Annotated in this window: 16 protein-coding genes and 1 pseudogene; 6 read left to right on the top strand and 11 right to left on the bottom strand. The window is 45.5% G+C overall.

Translation table 11 applies throughout. From position 1 onward, the window contains the following. Positions 1 to 36: 36 nt before the first annotated feature. Both ACO1B7_RS09070 and yihA read left to right on the top strand, forming a co-directional pair. On the top strand, positions 37 to 477 hold the full coding sequence (locus tag ACO1B7_RS09070; protein WP_114541567.1) for an RrF2 family transcriptional regulator: 441 nt from the start codon (positions 37 to 39) through the stop codon (positions 475 to 477). A gap of 105 nt (positions 478 to 582) precedes the next feature. Further along, positions 583 to 1,359 (top strand): annotated as a pseudogene (yihA, locus tag ACO1B7_RS09065) (ribosome biogenesis GTP-binding protein YihA/YsxC); the annotation flags it as partial. Positions 1,360 to 1,636: 277 nt separating this feature from the next. On the opposite strand, the gene ACO1B7_RS09060 reads toward yihA, so the two are convergent. Both ACO1B7_RS09060 and ACO1B7_RS09055 read right to left on the bottom strand, forming a co-directional pair. Then, positions 1,637 to 2,884 carry a dicarboxylate/amino acid:cation symporter gene (locus tag ACO1B7_RS09060; RefSeq protein ID WP_423090094.1) on the bottom strand — a complete coding sequence of 416 codons (1,248 nt, stop codon included), beginning with the start codon at positions 2,882 to 2,884 and terminating at the stop codon, positions 1,637 to 1,639. Between the two features lie 174 nt (positions 2,885 to 3,058). Beyond that, positions 3,059 to 3,931: an acyl-CoA thioesterase gene (locus ACO1B7_RS09055; RefSeq protein WP_423090093.1), complete on the bottom strand. Its 873-nt coding sequence runs from the start codon at positions 3,929 to 3,931 to the stop codon at positions 3,059 to 3,061. Between the two features lie 282 nt (positions 3,932 to 4,213). Here ACO1B7_RS09055 and plsB point away from each other — a divergent pair, with 282 nt between their 5' ends. Beyond that, positions 4,214 to 6,781, top strand: coding sequence for a glycerol-3-phosphate 1-O-acyltransferase PlsB (plsB, locus tag ACO1B7_RS09050; RefSeq protein WP_423090092.1), 2,568 nt, complete (start codon positions 4,214 to 4,216; stop codon positions 6,779 to 6,781). A 239-nt stretch (positions 6,782 to 7,020) separates the two neighbouring features. On the opposite strand, the gene ACO1B7_RS09045 is transcribed toward plsB, so the two are convergent. Beyond that, a complete protein-coding gene (locus tag ACO1B7_RS09045; RefSeq protein WP_423090091.1) occupies positions 7,021 to 7,836 on the bottom strand; it encodes an NAD(P)H-binding protein in 816 nt (271 codons plus the stop codon). Between the two features lie 33 nt (positions 7,837 to 7,869). On the opposite strand from ACO1B7_RS09045, the gene recG reads away from it, so the two are divergent. After that, the gene (recG, locus tag ACO1B7_RS09040) at positions 7,870 to 9,915 is read left to right on the top strand and encodes an ATP-dependent DNA helicase RecG (protein WP_005108592.1); all 2,046 of its coding nucleotides are present in this window, start codon (positions 7,870 to 7,872) and stop codon (positions 9,913 to 9,915) included. Further along, positions 9,902 to 10,537 carry a ComF family protein gene (locus tag ACO1B7_RS09035; protein ID WP_423090090.1) on the top strand — a complete coding sequence of 212 codons (636 nt, stop codon included), beginning with the start codon at positions 9,902 to 9,904 and terminating at the stop codon, positions 10,535 to 10,537. Before recG ends, ACO1B7_RS09035 begins: the two co-directional genes overlap by 14 nt. Positions 10,538 to 10,541: 4 nt before the next feature. On the opposite strand, the gene ACO1B7_RS09030 is transcribed toward ACO1B7_RS09035, so the two are convergent. Both ACO1B7_RS09030 and ACO1B7_RS09025 read right to left on the bottom strand, forming a co-directional pair. Then, the gene (locus tag ACO1B7_RS09030) at positions 10,542 to 10,943 is read right to left on the bottom strand and encodes an NUDIX hydrolase (RefSeq protein ID WP_086044443.1); all 402 of its coding nucleotides are present in this window, start codon (positions 10,941 to 10,943) and stop codon (positions 10,542 to 10,544) included. 30 nt (positions 10,944 to 10,973) lie between these two features. Next, positions 10,974 to 11,564: an LOG family protein gene (locus ACO1B7_RS09025; protein ID WP_423090313.1), complete on the bottom strand. Its 591-nt coding sequence runs from the start codon at positions 11,562 to 11,564 to the stop codon at positions 10,974 to 10,976. Between the two features lie 152 nt (positions 11,565 to 11,716). Here ACO1B7_RS09025 and ACO1B7_RS09020 point away from each other — a divergent pair, with 152 nt between their 5' ends. Continuing rightward, entirely contained in the window at positions 11,717 to 12,730 is a 1,014-nt protein-coding gene (locus tag ACO1B7_RS09020) for a CorA family divalent cation transporter (RefSeq protein WP_423090089.1), read from the top strand. 246 nt (positions 12,731 to 12,976) lie between these two features. On the opposite strand, the gene ACO1B7_RS09015 is transcribed toward ACO1B7_RS09020, so the two are convergent. From ACO1B7_RS09015 to ACO1B7_RS08990, 6 genes are all read right to left on the bottom strand, one after another. Continuing rightward, the gene (locus tag ACO1B7_RS09015; RefSeq protein WP_253175650.1) at positions 12,977 to 13,267 is read right to left on the bottom strand and encodes an STAS domain-containing protein; all 291 of its coding nucleotides are present in this window, start codon (positions 13,265 to 13,267) and stop codon (positions 12,977 to 12,979) included. Between the two features lie 15 nt (positions 13,268 to 13,282). Next, positions 13,283 to 13,915, bottom strand: coding sequence for an MlaC/ttg2D family ABC transporter substrate-binding protein (locus tag ACO1B7_RS09010; protein ID WP_005249877.1), 633 nt, complete (start codon positions 13,913 to 13,915; stop codon positions 13,283 to 13,285). A gap of 18 nt (positions 13,916 to 13,933) precedes the next feature. Next, positions 13,934 to 14,611, bottom strand: coding sequence for an outer membrane lipid asymmetry maintenance protein MlaD (mlaD, locus tag ACO1B7_RS09005; protein WP_423090088.1), 678 nt, complete (start codon positions 14,609 to 14,611; stop codon positions 13,934 to 13,936). Further along, complete coding sequence (gene mlaE, locus ACO1B7_RS09000) at positions 14,611 to 15,390, bottom strand: lipid asymmetry maintenance ABC transporter permease subunit MlaE (protein ID WP_005248230.1); 780 nt, start codon at positions 15,388 to 15,390, stop codon at positions 14,611 to 14,613. The genes mlaD and mlaE overlap by 1 nt, the downstream gene beginning before the upstream one ends. Beyond that, a complete protein-coding gene (locus ACO1B7_RS08995; RefSeq protein WP_004645032.1) occupies positions 15,387 to 16,205 on the bottom strand; it encodes an ABC transporter ATP-binding protein in 819 nt (272 codons plus the stop codon). The genes mlaE and ACO1B7_RS08995 overlap by 4 nt, the downstream gene beginning before the upstream one ends. Positions 16,206 to 16,610: 405 nt before the next feature. After that, positions 16,611 to 18,485, bottom strand: coding sequence for a DEAD/DEAH box helicase (locus tag ACO1B7_RS08990; RefSeq protein WP_004281533.1), 1,875 nt, complete (start codon positions 18,483 to 18,485; stop codon positions 16,611 to 16,613). Between the last annotated feature and the right edge of the window lie 279 nt (positions 18,486 to 18,764).

Raw genomic sequence — 18,764 nt, 5'->3', positions numbered from 1 at the left:
AACATTCAATTCTTTCATTTTCTAGCTGTTGACGTTATGCAACTCAATAAATTCACTGACTATGCGCTTCGGATTCTGATGTATGTCGCACAGCCACGTGATCTCCCCTATACCATTGCAGAACTTGCCGAGCGATTACAGGTTTCACAAAATCATGCCATGAAAATCGTGCATTTTATGGCGAAACAGGAGTGGCTGATTACCACACGTGGTAAAGGTGGCGGCATACGCTTAAATCCGGCCAGCCTGAGCCTCCAGCTGGGACAGATTGTGCGGATCCTGCAACGCGACAGCAATGTAGTGGAATGCAATAGCCCACCCTGCGTATTACGTCCGACCTGTGGTTTAAAAGGTATTTTAGATGATGCGGTGGAACAGTTTTATAGCAGTCTGGACCAATATGTGCTTAAAGATGTGATTAGGCCACGAAATGCGCGTTTCAGTACAAATTCTCCGATCGGCCTGATTAATCTTTAAAGTCTTCCGGGTCAGGTCTTGTGACTTATTCTTGCAGCAAAGTTCGCTTGCCTGTGCGACTTCCTTTATAATGTTTCATTGTAGATCATTTATTGAAGTTGAGTTATGCACCACAGCAGAGGAAAATCCAAAAACAGTAAGACAGCCCATGCGCCTAAGCAAAAGATCAGCTACGAGAAAAAAGTTGATTCTGCCATTACTGAATATTCTGTGCGCGCACTCAACTGGCTACGCAAAGCCGAATTTTTAATGAGTGCACCCAAACTCAGTCTTTGTGTAGAAGATACAGGCTATGAAATTGCTTTTGCCGGCCGCTCGAATGCGGGTAAGTCTAGTGCGATTAATGCCCTGACCAACCAGAAACAGTTGGCACGTGCATCGAAAAAACCTGGCCGTACCCAGATGATCAACTTTTTCAGCCTGGGTAATCCGGATCAGCGTCTGGTCGACTTACCCGGTTATGGTTATGCGGCTGTGCCTGAAAAAATGAAACTGGTCTGGCAAAAAGAACTGGAAAATTACCTGATTCACCGTCAAAGCTTGCAAGGCCTGGTATTGTTGATGGATATCCGTCATCCCCTGCAACACTTTGATGTAATGATGCTGGAATGGGCTTATTCCCGCCAGTTGTTCGTGCATGTGTTATTGACCAAATCTGACAAACTAAACCGTGGTCCTGCATCCAAAGCCTTGCAGGAAGTCAAAGCGGCATTGAAAAAGATGAAGCTGGATTTCTCGATTCAACTGTTTTCCTCCATGAACAAACAAGGTTTAGAAGAACTGGCCAGCGTCATGGGTGGCCGTTTGAACTTTACCTTAGATCAAGCATCTGAATATGATCTGGACAGCATTCCGGAAGCATCAGCGCATGATTTGAATGAATCTGATGAACCGCTTGAAGAGCTCGAGCTTAGTGAAGCTGATTCTGAGCATGCTGAAGTATCGACTCATGATTTAAATGAAGCTGAAGAACCGCTGGAATTGCTTGAGCAGGATCAATCCGAGCTTAAAGCGGCAGATGAGCTAAATCAGAATAAGCGTTCAGCGGATTAAGACCATATCACCTAAATGATCTGTGATCATTCTTGATTTATTAAAACTCAACGTACAAATAAAAAAGCAGGTCAAATACCTGCTTTTTTTTATTTTTTTAAATGTTTTAGCTATCTTTAGCTTGAAGATCGGGTTCACGCGTATGCCGGTCCACCACCACGCTGATCATCATATCTCCCTGAACATTCACCACTGTACGTACGGTATCCAGTAAACGGTCGATCGGCAACAGAATGGCAATTGCCTCGGCAGGCAAACCTACCGATTGCAAGACCATAATCATAGTCACCATACCGGCACTCGGAATCCCCGGTGCACCTAAGGATGCAATCATCGCAGTCGCGCAGACCACCAGTTGCTGCCCCAGACTCAGATCCAGCCCCATTAAATTGGCAATAAACAGAGCTGCAGCTGCTTCATACAGCGCCGTACCATCCATATTTAACTGGGTCCCAAGTGGAATTACAAAGCCTGCGGTATGTGGGCGTACCCCTAAATTTTCCTGTGCGCATTTCATCGACAGGGGCATGGTGGCCGAACTGGAACTGGTGGCAAAGGCAGTAATCAAGGCAGCACGTGTGCCTTTAAAGAACGTGACCGGATCCATCTTGCCGAAAATCCATAGCAATAAAGGCAAGACCACGATGCCATGAAAAATCGTCGTACCGGTGACTACCGCAGCGAATTCAGCCAGACGACTAAGAACCGAAACATCTTCAGTGGCAATTAATTTGGCCAATAAGGCAAAAATACCGAGTGGTGCCAGTTTCATTACCCAGCCAATCATCAACATCATGATTTCAAAAAACTGGTGACTCAGCTTGCGCACAGTACGGAATTTATCTCCACCTGCGACTAGTGCTACACCCACAAATAAGGCAAAGACTACCACCGCCAAGACATTCCCATCGGCAAATGCTTTAAACGGATTGATCAGGGTATTCTGAATAAAGTTGGTAAAGAAAGAAGATGGCGTAAGCGTATCCGGTGTTTGATGTTGCGCCATGGCATCCTGGAACATCAGCACATCAACACCCTTACCGACATTAAACAAATGCGCACACGCCAGCCCCAAAATGAGTGCTAAGGTGGTGGTGGTCACACAGCACATCAGGGTGATTTTCCAGGTGCGGCTTAGCTGCCCACCCGCCTGCAGATTGGATACGCCGACCACGATCGAGCTAAAAATCAGCGGCACTAACAGCATTTTTAACAAGCCAATAAAAATACTGCTGACGATGCCGATGCCATATAAGCTGATATCAAAAAATGAGGTCTGCGGAAATATCGTCAATAGAAATCCAAACAGCACCCCCAATACGGCGGCAATTAAAATTTGCGTATTTAAGCTCATCTTTTCATGCATTTTTAATATTGATCTTAAGCCGCACTATGCCATGCGAATTCTACAGAATCGAGTAATATTTTATAAACACGGCGTGAGGACATGATATCAAATGGCCATTTTCATCCGGCTTAAAAACAAAAAGCCGAATCAGGGATTCGACTTTTTGAGCAGGAAGAAAAATTACTGTGTTTCGATTTCACGTAAACGGATCAGACCTTCCTGAGAGGTACTGCAGACCAGCTCACCGTTCTGCCACATCCGGCCAAAATTCAGGCCACGCGAACTGGCGCTTTGGGTGGCATCCATATCGTAAAGCATCCACTCATCCGCACGGAACGGTTTATGGAAGTACATGGCATGGTCAATACTGGCACATTGCAAACTTGGCGAGATATAGCTCAGACCATGTGGACGAAGCGCTGTGGTCATAAAGGTAAAATCAGAATAGAAAGCAGCAATAGCCTGATGCAAGGAGATCTGATCGACTTCTGCAGCAATACGGTCATGCGTACGGATATAGTGCGCATAAGACGGTGCTTCAGGTTGAGGCTGGAATGGATTTTGCGGATTGACCGGACGAATTTCCACATGACGATCACGAGTGAAAGATGCACGGACATTTTCCGGAATAAACTCAATAATCTGTTTGATCAGTTCCGCTTCATTTTTCAGGCTTTCTGCCGGTGGATATTCAGGCTCTGAAATCTGGTAATTTAGCCCTTCTTCCTGATGCGCGAAAGACACCATACACATGAAAATGGTACGGCCATGCTGAATAGCGCGCACCTGACGGCTGACAAAGCTCTTGCCGTCACGGATACGATCCACTTCATAAATAATCGGTGCATTGACATCCCCGCCAAACAGAAAATAGGCATGTAATGAATGTGCTGGACGGTCTGTGGTATAAGACGCGGCGCGTAGTGCCTGCCCTAAAACCTGCCCACCGAACACGCGCTTGCCCACCAGATTCCGGCTGATTCCCCGGAAAATGTTTTCTTCTAACTTTTCTAAGCTGAGCAGCTCGACCAGTTCCTGTGTTAAGGCATTCATAAGCAACCTATCTAATATTGGAGATATCCAAAATGGAAAAACGGATCTAAATAATTGATCTGGAATATTCTGCCACAAAATCAGACCGAAACTCTAAAGTTTGCATGACTGTTCTGTCATACTGATGTCATAAGTGACTAGGAAAAGCACCTGCTTTCACGCTAAAATTGAAGCACTTCTGTTGAAGTTGTTAAAAAAAGATATATTGTTTCGCTTTAGAAACCCGCAAAATAAATTCCCTCAGAAGTCCTGTGGTTTTGGTCAGTAAAATTAGGAGCAGCTATGTCCAAGAATGGCTTTGGTCAAATGTATCGCAAGCTTTCAAGTAAGTTACTTGATCTTGTGGTTACCCCTCATGTTCTTGGGGAAGTACCAAGTGAAGTGACAGCACCTAAATCTGATCAGACTGCAGCAGAATCGCAAAAGCTGGTCTGCTACGTTTTACAGAACCATTCACGTAGTAATGCACTGGTTGTCGATGCAGAAACGCGCCGCTTAAAATTGCCGGCTGCACTTGATCCAATGCAACTCGGTAACAGTAAGGAAAAAGCATCAGTACTGTTTTTACAGCATCATGATGAAAATAATCTGCTCAGCTCACCACCGCATGCTTTCCCGCCGCGCCTGTTACGCCTGATTGAAATCCTGGAACAGCATCCTGAACTGGATGTCGAACTGGTACCGGTAACAGTACTTTGGGGACGTGAACCGGAGAAAGAAGATTCCTGGTTTAAGTTATTATTTACCGATACCTGGTCTACACCAAGCCGGGTCAAGCAACTGGTCAATATCGGCCTGCATGGTCGCCAGTCTTATTTAGAGTTTCATGAACCGCAGTCTTTACGCACCTTGATTAACTTTGCCAAAGAGACGCATCCAAATTCAGCGCCGGCCACCTATATTGTCAGCACTTTAAATGATTACCTGGATGGTCAGCGTGAAGTCATTCTCGGGCCGGATCTGTCCGACCGCCGTAATGTCATGCATGGCCTGATCAAGTCACCCGATGTACAGGCGGCGATTCGCAATGACAGTATTCGTAGCAAAATCTCGATGCTGGAATCTGAACGTCGTGCCATCGGTTATCTGAACGAAATCGTTTCCGATTATTCTCATTCTACCGTACGTTTTGCCGACAAGGCCCTGACCCGCTTATGGACCCAACTCTATGACGGCGTAGAAGTGCATAATTTCAGTACCGTGCGTGAACTGGCCAAGGATTATGAAATTGTCTATACCCCATGCCACCGCAGTCACATTGACTATTTGTTATTGTCTTATGTGATCTATCGCCGTGGTTTGATGGTGCCGTACATCGCTGCAGGCGATAACCTGAATATGCCTTTTGTCGGTCAGATTTTACGTGGTGGTGGCGCTTTCTTTATTCGCCGTACTTTCCGCGGCAACGCGCTCTATACTACGGTGTTTAAAGAATATCTGTATAGCGTCCTGTCACGTAATACCCCGCTAGAATATTTTATTGAAGGTGGCCGTTCACGTACCGGTCGTTTGCTACCGCCAAAAACCGGGATGCTGGCAATGACCGTGCATGGTCATTTACGTGGCAAGTCCAAACCGATTGTATTTGTACCGACCTATATCGGCTATGAACGCCTAATGGAAGGTGGTACCTATGTCGGTGAGATGAGTGGTAAGCCAAAAGAAGCCGAGTCTATTTTTGGTATTTTGAAAACCCTGCGCAAGATTGAACGTATTTTTGGCAAGGTGCACCTGAACTTTGGTAAACCGGTATTTCTGGATGATATCCTGAAACAGCATGGTGCAGAAAATATCAAGATCGAAAAGAACGATGATCCGGTTCCACAAGCGGTTTCTGACGCGGTGAATAGCTCTGCACAGGCTATTCTGGAAAATATTAACAGTGCAGTCGTGATCAATCCGGTATCGTTATTATCTTTAATCTTGCTGGCCACGCCAAAACATACGCTGGATGAAGAAATCTGTATCAAACAGCTGGATACCTATCGCACCTTGCTCACCGCCCTGCCTTATGATGAACGCATGCAGGTTACACCGCTGTCAGGCAAAGAAATAATTGCCTATGCAATGAAGCTGAAACTGATCAAACGGGTGAAGCATGTACTGGGAGATATTATTGCGATTGAGGATAATCAGGCGGTTCTGCTGACCTATTTCCGTAATAATATTGTGCATACTTTTATATTGCCATCCCTGATTGCAGCCCTGACTGAACATAACGGCACCATCCGCCGTCATGATGTGATCAATATCAGCAGCACCCTATATCCGTTCCTCAAAGCTGAGCTATTTTTAAAATGGCATGAAGATGAGATTCAAAATCAGGTCAATGCCCATATTGATAGCTTAATTGCCTTGAAACTGATCACGCAAGATGGCGAAAACCTGATTGCACCTGCACCGAATACGGAAGCGCATCATCAGCTCGAAGTTCTGGCTGCACCCGTGACTCAAAGTCTGGAACGTTATTACATGACTTTGGCACTGATTACCCAGCGTGGTTCTGGCAATATCTCGACCCGTCAGGTCGAAGAGCTGAGTTATCTGGTGGGACAGCGCCTGTCTGTGCTATATGAGTTCAACTCACCTGAGTTCTTCGACAAAGCCCTATTCCAGAGCTTTATTAAAGTCTTAACCCAAAAAGGTTATCTGTGTACCAATGAAGACAATGCGATTGTCTTTGATGAGCAGCTAACCAATGTGGCTCAATATGCAGATTTGGTACTGGATGAAGTGAAGCTACAAATGCTGCACCACATCACCGACTTTACGGATGAAGAACTGAAAGAAGCCCTCGATGCGGTTGCAGCTGAACAAGCCAAGAAACGCGCGAAGCGGAAAAAGAAGTAAGTTTAAATTAAATAAAAAGAGAGGCTAAGGCCTCTCTTTTTATTTTAGAATTTATAAAAAGTGAAAATTGGAAAGCTAATGCCATTATTTAAATATGAGTATTCCCTCTCCTGAGCGAGTTTTAAAGCACGGCTTTTAAAACGAAGTGCAAGTGAGGATAGGGAGAGGTCTTTTAAATAAAATCCTCCCCTAACCCCTCCTTTGAAAAGGAGGGGGATTCCTCCCTTTAAAAAGGGAGGCTAGGAGGGATTATTTTTCCTCATCAACCCCAAATAATCCTCATAACAATCTGGATGCTCTAACTCAAATCCCATTTTTTGCATTCGGGTCGCATAAAGCTTCTTACCTGTCACCTGCTCACTTTCTACTTTAAGCAAAGGAAGCCCCATCTGCTTTTGGAACCATTGCAATATTTCATGCATTAATTTTGGATCGTTGTTTGTCACAATATAAGAATTTTCAGGATGTTCCACGTGAATCATCTGTGATAAGAAACGTGATAAATCTTCAATGTGAATCCGGTTGGACCAGTGCAGATTCGGATATCTCAACATCGAGGCGGCCATTTTTTGTAGGCGTTCTACCGATGCTCCATAAATCCCACTTGGACGAATGATGGTACATTTCTCAGGATAAGCAGTGAAATAAGCCTGCTCCATCTGCTGCAAGATTTTGCTCTGAGCATCATTCGGGTGAATTTCAGTTTCGTCATCTACGATTTCACCGGAATTTTGCCCATACACTCGTGTCGATGACACCACCACAATCCGTTTCACCGGATGCTGTTTCAAGGCAGCCACAATAGGTTGAACCGAATCCAGATAAGTTTGCTGATAACCTTCAATCGCACTTTGTTTTGGACTAAGTAATATATAGACCCAGTCAATTGGTGCAACTGCAGTTAAATCCAGTTGATGCACATCCTGAATCAGATGAGTTGCGAATGAATCTGTTTTGGGACTCTGGCTAATTGTGCTAATTTGATGACCTTGCTCAAATAGTTGTTTAGCCACACGTCGGGATGTTTTACCATAACCGATAAATAAAATATGCATTGAGCACCGAATCACAAATCTGGTTGAGGGGACATGGCTGCAGTCCATCAGTTACAAGGCGTTGGCAATGCCGCCGCTGCATTACTCGAAAAACTAAATATCTTCAATACTGATGATTTGCTTTTTCATCTACCACGTGACTATGAAGACCGTAGCACGATCATTCCTATGAATCAATTGAGCGTGGGACGCAGCTATCTGCTGGAAGGCATCGTTAAAGGTGTGGATTTTCCACCTGGCAAACGCAAATCCATGGCTGTGCTGCTGGATGATGATTTTGGCAAAGTCACTTTACGTTTTTATCATATTTATAAAGGTATTACCGACCGCTGCAAACTAGGTAACCGTTTAAGAATTTTTGGTGAAGTGCGGGTCGGTGCGCGCGGTCTGGAAATGTATCATCCCGAACTGCAAGTCATTACTGAGGACACACCTTTACCTCAAACCCAGCTCACGGCAATTTATCCGGCGACTGAAGGCCTGACCCAGCCAAAAATACGGGATTATATTCAGCAGGCCTTGGCTCAATACAGCGATCATCTGCCTGAATTGCTGCCAGCAAAATTTAGCAATGGTTATGCGCTGAAACAGGCACTGGAATATATCCATCACCCGCCAGTCAATGCCAATATGCTGCAACTAGCACAAGGCTCACATCCTGCACAGCAGCGCCTGATCTTTGAAGAACTGGTAGCGCATCAGATCAGCCTATTGACACGTCGGGCCTTCATCCAGCAGGTCGAAGCGCCTTCATTTGCGCCCAGTCAGACCTATGCCAAACAGCTTTTAGCCAGTCTGGCGTTTGAAATGACCGCTGCGCAAAAACGTGTATCCAGAGAAATTGCACAGGATTTAACAAGCAATAAACCGATGTTGCGTCTGGTGCAAGGCGATGTCGGCGCGGGTAAAACCCTAGTGGCCGGTGTCGCAGCCTGCCATGCCTTAGAGGAAGGCTGGCAAGTGGCCTTGATGGCACCGACCGAGATTCTGGCCGAGCAGCATTATCTAAACTTTAAACGCTGGTTTGAGCCTTTGGGCTTAAATGTGGCCTGGCTTTCCGGCAAGCAGAAAGGCAAAGCCCGCGCCGCAGCAGAACAGGTGATTCGGGACGGGAGCGCCCATCTGGTGATCGGTACCCATGCCCTGTTTCAGGAAAATGTCGAGTTTGCCAAACTGGGTCTGGTGATTATTGATGAACAGCATCGCTTTGGTGTGGATCAGCGCCTTGCACTCAGAAATAAAGGGCTAGATGGTATGTCTCCGCATCAACTGGTGATGACTGCGACTCCGATTCCCCGCACACTGGCCATGTCTGCCTATGGTGATCTGGATACCTCAGTAATTGATGAGCTGCCGCCGGGCCGTACCCCGATTCAGACCGTGACCATTCCATTAGATCGACGCGAAGAAGTCTTGCAACGGATTGCCAGCAACTGTGCTGAAGGTAAGCAGGCATATTGGGTGTGTACACTGGTAGAACAGTCCGAAACCCTGGATGCTCAGGCCGCAGAAGCGACCTTTGCCGAAATTCGCGAGCGCTTTCCTGCGCTGAATATCGGACTGGTACATGGCAAGATGAAAGCCGATGAAAAACAGGCGGTAATGCAGCAGTTTAAAAATAATGAATTACAGCTCCTGATTGCCACCACCGTGATCGAAGTCGGGGTAGATGTACCCAATGCTTCCATCATGGTAATTGAAAATGCTGAACGTCTGGGCCTATCTCAATTGCATCAGTTACGGGGCCGGGTCGGTCGTGGCGCCAAAGCCAGTTTCTGTGCCCTACTGTATAAACATCCGCTGTCTCAAAATGGTCAGGAACGCTTAAGAATCATGCGCGAAACCAATGATGGTTTCATGATTGCCGAGAAAGACCTGGAATTGCGTGGCCCAGGTGAACTGCTTGGAACCAAACAGACTGGCGACATGAATTTCCGTGTGGCCAAACTGGAACGTGATGATCACCTGCTCAATCAGGCACATTATGTGGCCCAGCAGATGCTCAAGGATTATCCCGATCAGGCGGAGGCATTATTGCAACGCTGGCTACCGGAAGCACCGCGCTATGCCTATGTTTAAATTACTGCAACACGGAAAATCCTGGCTGAGCTGCTTACAGCCCTGTCAGCTCTGTCTAACCGATCATCAAACCATTCATTCAGTCTGTGAAGATTGCTGGCGACAATTACCCTGGGCACATCAAACCATTCAACGGCAGGAAATGCAGTTCCAGATTGCCTGCGACTATGCTTACCCGATGGACCGGCTGATTCAACTGTTTAAATATGAACAGAAGCTGCATTTGCAAAATTTACTGGCAGGTGTGCTGTTAAGTTTAGACCTACCTAAAGTCAGTGCGATAGTACCGATGCCGATCTCGAATGAGCGTCTGGCTGAGCGCGGTTATAATCAATCTCTAGTGCTGGCCAAACATGTGGCAAAACAGTTGAATGTACCCATCTGGCAACCTGTTCGACGAATGAAACAACACTCGCAAAAGGGCCTAAGCCGGCTGGAGCGGATTGAAGACATCCAATCACAATTCCAGATCAGTACCATTTCCAAGCTGCGTTACCGTCGGGTGCTGATTATTGATGATGTGGTGACGACCGGCAGCTCGATTCGAGCACTGAGCCAAACACTTGAACAACTGGGCTGTCAAAAAGTTTATGCAGCCTGTCTGGCAGGTGCTCAAATCTGAAAATTTAAGCTTGGGCGAGTAACTGCGACTTCACCCAAGGAATCACAATTTCAGTGGTCAAGGGTGCGAGTCGTAGCTCTTTTTCATCCAGATCGACCCATTTCATTTCGGCAATTTCCGCTTCAATTTTTGGTGCTTGATCCAGACTTACCCAATAGACATAACTCACCAGTTGATGATCTGGTTCATTCGCCGTCTTGGTTTCAAAACGCCCAATGAATTGCTGAATCTGTGCCTGTGTGCCAATTTCTTCCTGAATTTCACGCAACATCGTTGCTTCTGGTGCTTCATTTGGCTCCAGCTTGCCACCAACCTGCATAAAGCAGGACGTCCCTTTTTTACGAACCACCAGCAGTTGCTGCGCTTCATTTAAAATAATGGCTGCAGCCACCGTAATCACTTTCATTTATTTTCTACAAATCATGCTGTGGACAGCTTATTTTACAAGATCGGTCTGATCGACCATACCCCATTTCGCTTCAGGCGGCTGATAACTTTCAAACTGGCGCAAAATATCATCCAGATTATCACTCACAATTAAAGCATCGCTAAAGCGCGCTTTGGTAAAACCTTTCTCAGTCGTCATATGGATAAATTTGAGTAAATCATCATAGAAACCATCTACATTTAAAAAAGCACAAGGTTTTTTATGAATTCCCAACTGTGCCCAGGTCCATTGTTCAAAAATTTCTTCCAGCGTTCCTGCACCACCCGGAATGGTAATAAATCCCTGTGCCAGTTCCGACATGCGGGTTTTACGTTCATGCATATTATCGACCACAAATAGCTCGGTAATATGCGGATGCGCCAGTTCACGATTGACGAGCTGTCTTGGAATTACGCCAATCACCTTGCCACCAGCAGCCAAAGCACTATCAGCAACAATGCCCATTAAACCGGAGCGACCACCGCCATAGACTAGCGTCTGATGCCTTGCTGCCAAGGTTTGGCCAACTTTTTCGGCAATCTGGGCATAGAGAGGATCCGAGCCCAGTGCTGAACCACAAAAAATTGCGATAGAATTCATCATTTCACTCTCCAATTGACGCTATATTGTACGAAATCGCTGCAAGCGCGCTTTTTCCAAAAATAACTGCTTAATATCAGTGTTTTTATTCAATTCCTTGTCTAAAATACACCCATTCCAATTCACATACTGCGCCAGGGAGAAAAGACAGCATGCTTGAAGCCTTTTACGCCACAGAGCGCGGTAGCTTAGAAGATATCACGATTAACGGTGATTTCGACCTGCATCCAGATTTAGTATGGCTTGATCTGATTGCACCTTCACAAGAAGAGCAGCAATGGATTCTAGATGCCTATTCGCAAAACTTACCGACCTTAAAATCGCTGGAAGATATTTCCTCGAGTGCCCGATTTTACCGTGATGATGACGGCATTTTGCATATCAGTACCTATTTTTTAACCAAAAATAAAAACTATCAGGTCGAGAACGAAAACGAAGATGAATCCAGCATGCTGGCGACGGTACAAACCGTAGCATTCATTCTGCATAAGGACCGTCTGTTTACCTTGCGTGGCGAAAAGCTGGTGGCCTTTCGTGCCTTCCGTGCCCGTGCGCGCCGCAATGATTATGAAATCGATTATAAAGATCCGACTTGGATTTTATTGGGTCTGCTCGAAGCCAAACTAGATGAACTGGCCGACATTCTAGAAGATGTACATAAAGATTTAGAGAAATATTCAACTGAAGTGTTGAATAACCGCCATCGTGAGCAGATTCTCGATCTGGATGACATGATTACCCGGCTAGCTCAACTGGAAGATATGCTCGGTAAAGCGCAGCTCTGTCTGATCGATTTACGTCGTGTTCTAACTTTCCTGTCTCGTCCACGCGCCTTGGGTAGTCATATTTATGATGCGGATATCCGAGAACTCAGTGAAGATGTGCGCTCGCTGGTGGAGCATGATGCCTTCCTGTTCCAGAAAGTGCGCTTCCTGCTCGATACCACGTCCGGATTCATTAACACGGAACAGAACGATACGATTCGTCGATTCTCGATCTTGCCAAGTATGCTTGCGCCACCGATGCTGATCGCCAGTATTTATGGCATGAATATCGAAGTTCTGCCTTTTGCACAAGGCACCATGAGCTTCATTATGGTCAGTATCATTTTGATCGGCTTTTTGATTGGGCCATTGATTTACTTTAGATGGAAGAAGTGGATTTAATTTCTTCACCCTCTCTCTAACTCTCTCCCATAGGGAGAGAGGACTTCCAATATTTATTGAGATAGTAGTTTTTAAAAATCATCATTTCTATCCATAAAGTTAGAGAGGAAGTTCCCTCTCCTTTTAGGAGAGGGTTAGGGTGAGGTCATATTTTAATCCTTCCTAACGTCCTTTTGATAAAGGAAGGACTTTACTTTTAAAATGTATCAACAATAAATAAAAAAGCACCTTTCGGTGCTTTTTTATTTACTGAATGATCTGTAAATCATCCTGTAAATGACAGGCCTGAATGATATTCATCATTTTAGCAGGAACAGCTTTAAACTGTAGTCCTTGCGCTTGAGGAGTTTGGCGCAACCAGCGCACCAATACCGCCAAAGCCAAAGTACTGCCACTTTCAAGCCCAGCCAAGTTAACCACAAGCGGAAACTGGTTCTTTGACTGGATTAGCCGCAAGCCATCTAAGTAATAGTCCTGCGCATTGTCATAGTCAATTTTGCCTGAAACCTGTAATTCCTGATCCTTGAATGTAATCACGGCTCACCTGTCTGATTATTTCTTGTCGATTGCAGCTTCTGCATCCGGTTTGAAGTTAGCAATGGCTTTATCTATATTACCGCCATTACGTTTGACTGTCGCAGCAAACTGGTTACGGAATTGCAAACCTAGATCAATACCCGATACGTTGATGTTGCGGATTTTCCATTGTGAACCTTTGTCCACCAGCTGGAACGCCACTGGAATTTTCTCGCCTTTATTATTAAAGTCGATGGTTACAACAGGATTTTTGCTATTGCTGGCCTTGTACGGACGCACGCTATAGGTCTGATTGCTGAACTTGGAAAATGCAGAACCATAATTTTCAATGAGCGTTTCACGGAAATTCTTTTCAAACTGCGCGCGCTGTGCAGCAGTACTATACTGGTTCGTCGCATAAGTCCCCATCACAATACGCGTGAAAGACTGTGAATCAATGTATGGATCCAGATTCTGGCGGACAATCGCTTTTACCAGCGCAGGATTGTTCTGCAATTTTGCGTTATCAGCTTTGAGGCGCTCAATCAAACCATCTGCCACTTTTTTAATAAAAGCAGGTGGTGCTTCAGACGGTGCAGCAAACACTGTACCAGCAACCATTGTTGAAAGAATGCTTGCTGCAAGCGTTTGTTTTACTAAAGTCTTCACTGAAATCTCCTCAATCTATTATTCAACAAATGCAGGTTCTGCATCAGTCGATTCTGAAACTGTCACCTGTTCTGGGGCAGTTTCTTGACTATCTGACGATTTACCGGCACCGCCAGTAATGAACTTCGTCACTAAATCTTCAATTTCCATGGTGCCTTGGGTATTGGCAATCTGATCACCGCGTTTCAAATAGTTCAGACCACCACCTGGAATAATTTTCAGGTATTTTTCACCCAATAACCCATTGGTCGCTACCATAATATAAGCATCCTCATCAATATTGGTGATGGATTTCATGTTAGCTAAGAGTTGTTTTTCCATGTCTTTTTGTTGCGCAGGGGTAGCTGCAGTATAGTCCGAACTATAACGTAACTCTTCCAGCGCTTCCTGCTGAACCTGCTTTAACTGTTCAGCATTAAACGAGGTCAATGAACCATCCAAGGTCATATGCACGGTCGCCAGACGCGTCACTGGATCCAAGGTAATATCATCCACCTGCCCTACTTTCACACCACTTAATGCCACTTTGGCACGCGGCTTGATCCCATTCACATTTTCAAAAGTCGCTGTCATTTTATAGCTGTCGGAAATATTATGTCCGACCAGCCCACTGACACGCATCGCCAGGAAAAATAAGGCAATACCAAACAAAATAACAAAAACACCAACGGCCAGCTCACTAGTACGTGATTTCATTAAACACCTCCGAACATGACCGCAGTCAACACAAAGTCAAAGCCTAAAACGCACAGTGAAGAATACACGACTGTACGCGTTGTAGAAGTTGCAATACCTTCCGATGTCGGGACACAGGCATAGCCTTGGTATACCGCAATCCAGGTACAAATTAATGCGAATACAAAACTTTTAATAATGGTGCCATTTAAGACATCTTTATAGAATTGCACGCTGCTTTCCATGCCGCTCCAATAAGCTCCTTCATCGGCACCCAGAAAATCTACGCCGACCATTTTTCCGCCCATAATGCCGACTGCGGCAAAGATGACGGAAAGCATTGGCAAGCTAAAAATCCCTGCCCAAAGACGCGGCGAAATTACCCGCTTCAATGGATCGACACCGATCATTTCCATACTGGACAATTGCTCAGTGGCTTTCATCAGACCAATTTCAGCAGTCAAGGCTGAACCGGCACGTCCCGCAAACAGCAAAGCAGCGACCACAGGTGCCAGTTCACGCAGCAAGGTCAGCGCGACTGCTGTTCCTAGCATCGACTCACTACCAAAGGTCGACAAGATGCTGAACATCTGCAAACCAAGCACGGCTCCAATAAACAGGCCAGAAACCACAATAATCAGCAGGGACAACACCCCAACCCGATACATCTGATAAACGAACAGCTTTACGCCAAGCCAGGTCGGCATGGAAAATAAAATCTGCAACAGCATCAGGGTCGCGACCCCAATCCCCTGTACACGTTCAATAACGCGTCTACCTAATGCGGCAATTGCATTCATGAACGAACCTCATCACTTAAATAAGCTTGATGACTAAACTGATAATCCACTGGACCTTCTACCGAACCGGTCAGAAATTGCTGTACAAAAGCAGACGGATGCGCTTTCAGCTCTGCCGGTGTGCCCTCGCCCTGAATTTTGCCTTCTGCCACCACATAGATGTAGTCTGCAATTGATAAAGTTTCTGCAACATCATGCGAGACAATAATTGTGGTTAAGTCCAGTGCTTCACGTAATGAACGGATCAGACGAGTCAAAACGCCCATCACAATCGGATCTTGTCCGGCAAAGGGTTCATCGTACATGATCAGCTCAGGATCCAGCGCAATCGCACGGGCCAAAGCCACGCGTCGGTTCATACCACCGGATAGTTCAGACGGCATCATCTGTTCTGCACCACGTAAACCGACTGATTCCAGCTTCAGTGCCACGATTTCCTTAATCAGATGTTCCGGCAATTTAGTATGTGCTCGAATCGGAAATGCGACATTTTCATACACGCTCATATCGGTAAACAAAGCACCGCTCTGAAACAACATACCCATCCGTGCACGTGCTGAAAAAAGTTCGGAACGTGACATCGTGGCAATATCCTTGCCGTCCAATAAAACCTGACCGTGCTCAGGAACCAGCTGCCCACCAATCAGTCTTAATAAGGTGGTTTTACCAGTACCAGATGGTCCCATAATGGCGGTAATCTGCCCACGACGAATATTTAAACTCACGTCGTCATAAATCACGCGCTCACCCCGCTTGAAGCTCAGATTCTTGACTTCAATCAGAGATTGAGTATCTCGCGCTGTTTGATTTTTCATAGCTGAGTTTATTCCTGCATTTTTTCAGCATGCATACTATAAAGGAACGAAGTTCAAAATGTTAGCAGTTGAAAAAGGTGGTTTAATATCATAAAAAATGACAACAATGGATTATTTCGTATTTTTTATAATAAAAATATGTACTTAAGCTTGAAGCAGGTACATTGATTAATTAAAAAGACTGTATAAATAATAGATAATATTACATAAAATCAAAGTCAATGCGATATATGGCATATACACCTCTATCAATTGAGATCGAACACCTAAGCTTTTCATATTAATAATTATCATAACCCTGAAAAAATATGATTTAGTAGACATTTTACGTTAAAAAGCAAAAAACTCAATGCATAAAAAAACCGGTATTTCTACCGGTTTTTTATCTTCATCTAGCGATTAAAATTAGTCGTTAAACTTACGACGTGGACGATCTTCACCACCGAACGAACGTTCACCACGTGGTTTGTCATCAAAGTTGCGACGTACTGGACGATCACCGAAATCACGTTTCGGACGGTCATCACCAAATGAACGCGCTGGACGATCACCGAAACCACCTTCACGACGTGGAGCAGGACGATCACCAAAATCACGTTTTGGACGATCACCATAACCACCTTCACGAGCTGGTTTGTAGTCTACACGGTTACCACGGTTGTCATCATTAGAACGAGGACGGTCACCAAAACCACCTTCACGACGTGGAGCTGGACGATCACCGAAGTCACGCTTTGGACGGTCATCAAACGAACGTTGTGGACGATCACCAAAACCGCCTTCACGACGTGGAGCTGGACGATCACCAAAGTCACGCTTTGGACGGTCATCAAACGAACGTTGTGGACGATCACCGAAACCGCCTTCACGACGTGGAGCTGGACGATCACCGAAGTCACGACGTGGACGATCTTCGCCAAATGCTGGACGTTCGCCACGAGGTTTGTCATCGAAGCTACGACGTGGACGATCATCACCGCCTTCACGACGTTTGAAGTTGCTTTCGCCTTCAAAACGACGACCACCACCGAAACCACCACGACCGCCATCACGACGACCGCCATCACGGCCACGACCGCGACCAGCGCCATCACGGCTACCACGTGCAGGAGGTGGAGATGGCTCAAGACCTTCAATTTCAGATACGTTTAGACGCGCATCAAGGAAGTCTTCTAAAGCACGGATTTTACCGCGTTCACGGTAAGTCGCCAAAGTAATGGCTTTACCAGTACGACCCGCACGACCTGTACGACCGATACGGTGTACATAGTCTTCATTCTTCATTGGAAGACCGAAGTTAATTACGTGTGAAATAGTTGGTACGTCAAGACCACGCGCTGCAACGTCAGTTGCAACCAAGATCTTCGCACGACCTTCACGGATGCTGCGTAAACGACGGTTACGAACAGTTTGTGGCATAGCACCGTGAAGTGCTACAACTGATAGACCTGCTTCAGCAAGTTCTTCAGCCAACATATCTGTGTCTTCTTGAGTTGACGCAAATACTACTGCTTGATCAACGTCTTCTTCGTTTAACCAGTGAGTAAGAAGTTTTTTCTTGTGCTCGAAACCGTCAGTCCAATGCAAAGTCTGAGTAATATCAGTATTTGTAGAGTGACCAGTTTCGATCGAAATACGCATTGGGTCATTCATCATGCGTTCTGCAAGTGTAATGATACGTGGTGCAAAAGTCGCAGAGAACATAAGAGTTTGTTTGCGGTTTGCAGCCAACTCACCAATTGCTTCTAAGTCTTCAGAGAAACCCAGGTCAAGCATACGGTCAGCTTCATCGACGATTAATGCGTCAACTTTATCCAATTTGATTTGACGACGATTCACCAAGTCAAGTAAACGACCTGGAGTTGCAACAACAACTTGCGCGCCTTTTAACTGTTGAATTTGCTTACCAAAAGGCATACCGCCCATGATTGCGGCAATACGCACGCCTTTCATGTGACGTACAAATGCAATCGCGTCTTGACATACCTGTTGTGCCAATTCACGAGTCGGTGAAATCACCAAAATATTCGGTTGAGTAACCGCTTTCATACGGTCTTTAAACGGTACTAATGTATCTTGGTTTGCCAACGCATTTAACGTAGGAAGTAAGAATGCAGCAGTTTTACCAGAACCTGTTTGGCTTGACACAAGAAGGTCTTTGCCTTCAAGCGCAGCTGGAATCGCTTGTTCTTGTACAGGAGTAGGAGTAGTAAAGCCTAAAGCGTCGAGAGCCTGTGTTAGAGATTCGTCGAGGGAAAAATCAGCAAAAGTTTTGCTCATAGAGAGTATTCACCCTGAAGTGGGTGCTCCATTTAATAAATAACAATTATGGACATCGGCAAAAAGCGGCACAGCAAATAATACTGAAAATATTAGGATTCAGCAGCGATCCGAGTAACGACGATGTGGATATAACGCACGCATGATTACGGCCGCAAACCTGAAGGAATCGCTTAAGCGATTGGGGCGCGAAGGATATGTCCTCTCTATGGACAGCACGCGCATACAATGATTAGAAGATAGTGTTCAGGTAAAGAACAGAAATTAAGTGCGTGGCAG

Source organism: Acinetobacter lwoffii, assembly GCF_049367455.1.
Taxonomy (GTDB): Bacteria; Pseudomonadota; Gammaproteobacteria; order Pseudomonadales; family Moraxellaceae; genus Acinetobacter; species Acinetobacter lwoffii_W.
Note: the sequence above shows the minus strand (reverse complement) of the source record. Positions and strands in the feature narration are given on the sequence as shown.